The following is a 2662-nucleotide window of genomic DNA, read 5'->3' as shown; positions in this document are numbered from 1 at the left end:
TGACCATCCTGGGTCAGTCCCAGCAGATGCTCGCCTCCATCGGTATTGAGGACCCGGCACGCTACATGGGGCCGCTTTGCGAGCCGAGCGCCGAAAATCTCAAAAAAATCGAACAAACCATAAAACAATATAATTTAAAAGGATTTTAATGAATTGCGAAAACGAATTTAAAGGCAAAACTCTAGTAATAAGCGGCGGAACGCGCGGTATCGGACGCGCCATCGTGGAGGAATTCGCCGCAAAGGGCGTAAATATCGCCTTTACTTATAACTCAAACGAAGAGCTAGCCAAGACCCAAGCCGCCGAACTCGAGGCGACGTACGGCATAAAAGCCAGAGCCTACGCGCTAAATATACTCGAGCCCGAGACCTACAAAGATCTATTTTTAGAGATCGACGCAGACTTTGACCGCGTAGATTTTTTCGTCTCAAACGCCATCATCTCGGGTCGTCCGGTAGCAGGCGGATATACGAAATTTATGAAACTTCGCCCTCGCGGTATCAATAACATTTTCACAGCAACCGTAAATGCATTCGTAGTCGGCGCGCAAGAAGCGGCAAAACGCATGGAAAAAACGGGCGGCGGCAGCATCATCTCGCTATCATCGACGGGTAATCTAGTTTACATAGAAAACTACGCAGGCCACGGCACCGCAAAAGCCGCGGTAGAAGCGATGGCGCGCTATGCGGCGACCGAGCTTGGCGAAAAAAATATCCGCGTAAACGTCGTTAGCGGCGGCCCGATCGAGACGGACGCGCTTAGGGCCTTTACAAACTACGAGGAAGTGCGCGACAAAACGGCTGAGCTAAGCCCGCTAAATCGCATGGGTCAGCCAACAGATATCGCCGGCGCATGTTTGTTTCTGTGCAGCTCAAAAGCTAGCTGGGTGACGGGCCACACATTCATCATCGACGGCGGTACAACATTTAAATGAAAAAAGCGAATTTAGTCTGCGCTCCTTTGTTGATTGGTCGCGTTTTGGGCAAATTCGGCAGTATAAATTTAACGCGCTTGCAGGCTAAATTTGATGAAAATTTAAAATTTGAAAGCAAATTTTGCGGCGCGGACGGTTTTCTTAAAATTGATCTAAATTTGAAAGAATCGAAACGCTTTTTACAGTTAAATTTAAATCCAAAATTGCTCAAATTTGACGAAGCGGTGAGTAAATTTAACCAAAGCGCAAATCCGCGACCGACAAAATCAAGTAAAATGCGAGTCGGCAAATTTTATGCGGGCTTTATCGCCGAGCCGTCAAATTTTAAACTCCGAAATCAAAAAGAAAGAACAAATAAATGAGCCTAAATTTACCAAACGCCCTAGCCTTCCTGCGCGTATTTCTCGCACCTCTGATGTTTTGGCTGCTACTTAGCGTAAATTCCTTCTCAGGCGTGCACGTTAGCTGGATGAACTACTTTGCCGCGCTTGTATTCGTGATCGCCAGCGTTACGGACTTTTTCGACGGATTTATCGCGCGCGCGTGGGATCAAAAGACCAAGCTTGGAGCCGTGATCGACCCGCTTGCGGATAAAATGCTAACTCTTGGCGCATTTTTAGGGCTCATGATGATAGACCGCGCGAGCCCTTGGGCCGTGTATCTCATCCTCGTTCGCGAGTTTTTTATCACGGGATTTCGCGTCGTGATGGCGGGCGAAGGCGTAGAGGTCGCCGCGTCGATGGCGGGCAAGGTCAAAACCGTTTGCCAGATGTTCGCGATCGGCTTTTTAACCATGCAGTGGCCTTTTGGCGAGTTTTTGCTCTGGCTTAGCGTCGCACTGACGCTGTATTCGGGCTTTGAGTACATAAACGCTTATGTAAGGCACGTTAAAAATCAAGCCAAAAAGGCGTAAATTTGAGAACCGGAAACGCCATAATCTATCTAGCTAGTTTCGTCGTGGTCGCGGCGGGACTAAAGGCCGCTAGTGTCGTCGTGCTACCGTTTTTGATGGCGGTTTTTATCGCTATCGTGGCGACGCCTGCGATAAATGCGCTAGAAAAGCTCAAATTTCCGCGCGTTTTAGCCTTTGCGCTCGTTACGGCGGTCGTGTTTTTGTCGCTGGGATTTATCGCAAACACCGTGATAAAGACGATAAACGGGCTAGTTAGCTACATGCCCGAGCTTCAGAGTAAATTTAAAGCCCTCGCCGATCATTACCACCAGATGCTAGCGAGCCGCGGCCTAATCGATCCCGAGAGCGTCGCCGCGCCCGCAGACTTTGATATAAATAAAATTTTTGCCGTGCTGGGCGGATTTTTAAGGAGCGGCACCGAGCTCGTTTCAAAGAGCTTTTTCGTCTTTTTGCTCGTTACTTTTATGCTTTTTGAAGTGCAGGTATTTTCTCAAAAAGTCGAGTATTTTGCGAGTAAAAATCCGCAAACAAACCAGATCGTAGATACGTTTATATCAAATCTCAAACGCTACCTCGCGATCAAGTCCGCAGCATCGTTTGCGACGGGCGTTTTTATATTTATCGGGCTAAATTTTATCGGCGTGCCTTACGCGCCGCTTTGGGGGATTTTAGCTTTCGTGCTAAATTTTGTCCCGACGATCGGCTCTATCATCGCGGCCGTTCCAGCGCTTTTGGTGGCGCTTTTGCTAAACGACGCGGCGGCTTGCGCTTGGACCGCGGCGCTGTATGCAGTCGTAAATGTCGTCATCGGCAAT

The 2662-nt window shown here is 48.7% G+C and carries 4 protein-coding genes; all 4 read left to right on the top strand.

Annotated elements, in window-relative coordinates; all coding sequences use genetic code 11:
* Positions 1-148 precede the first annotated feature (148 nt).
* Positions 149-934, top strand: coding sequence for an enoyl-ACP reductase (locus Q0200_RS04680; RefSeq protein ID WP_297938352.1), 786 nt, complete (start codon positions 149-151; stop codon positions 932-934).
* Positions 931-1296, top strand: a complete 366-nt coding sequence (locus tag Q0200_RS04675; protein ID WP_297938349.1) for a hypothetical protein — start codon at positions 931-933, stop codon at positions 1294-1296. The genes Q0200_RS04680 and Q0200_RS04675 overlap by 4 nt, the downstream gene beginning before the upstream one ends.
* A complete protein-coding gene (pgsA, locus tag Q0200_RS04670; RefSeq protein ID WP_297938346.1) occupies positions 1293-1847 on the top strand; it encodes a CDP-diacylglycerol--glycerol-3-phosphate 3-phosphatidyltransferase in 555 nt (184 codons plus the stop codon). Before Q0200_RS04675 ends, pgsA begins: the two co-directional genes overlap by 4 nt.
* A 2-nt stretch (positions 1848-1849) precedes the next feature.
* Positions 1850-2662, top strand: an 813-nt coding sequence (locus tag Q0200_RS04665) for an AI-2E family transporter (RefSeq protein ID WP_297938343.1), incomplete at its 3' end; no start/stop codon positions are given.

The sequence above is a fragment of the uncultured Campylobacter sp. genome (genome assembly GCF_938045225.1).
GTDB lineage: Bacteria > Campylobacterota > Campylobacteria > Campylobacterales > Campylobacteraceae > Campylobacter_A.
Note: the sequence above shows the minus strand (reverse complement) of the source record. Positions and strands in the feature narration are given on the sequence as shown.

Coding starts and splice junctions, on each gene's coding strand:
- pgsA (WP_297938346.1), top strand. CDS start 1,293: ATGAGCCTAAATTTACCAAACGCCCTAGCCTTCCTGCGCGTATTTCTC.
- Q0200_RS04675 (WP_297938349.1), top strand. CDS start 931: ATGAAAAAAGCGAATTTAGTCTGCGCTCCTTTGTTGATTGGTCGCGTT.
- Q0200_RS04680 (WP_297938352.1), top strand. CDS start 149: ATGAATTGCGAAAACGAATTTAAAGGCAAAACTCTAGTAATAAGCGGC.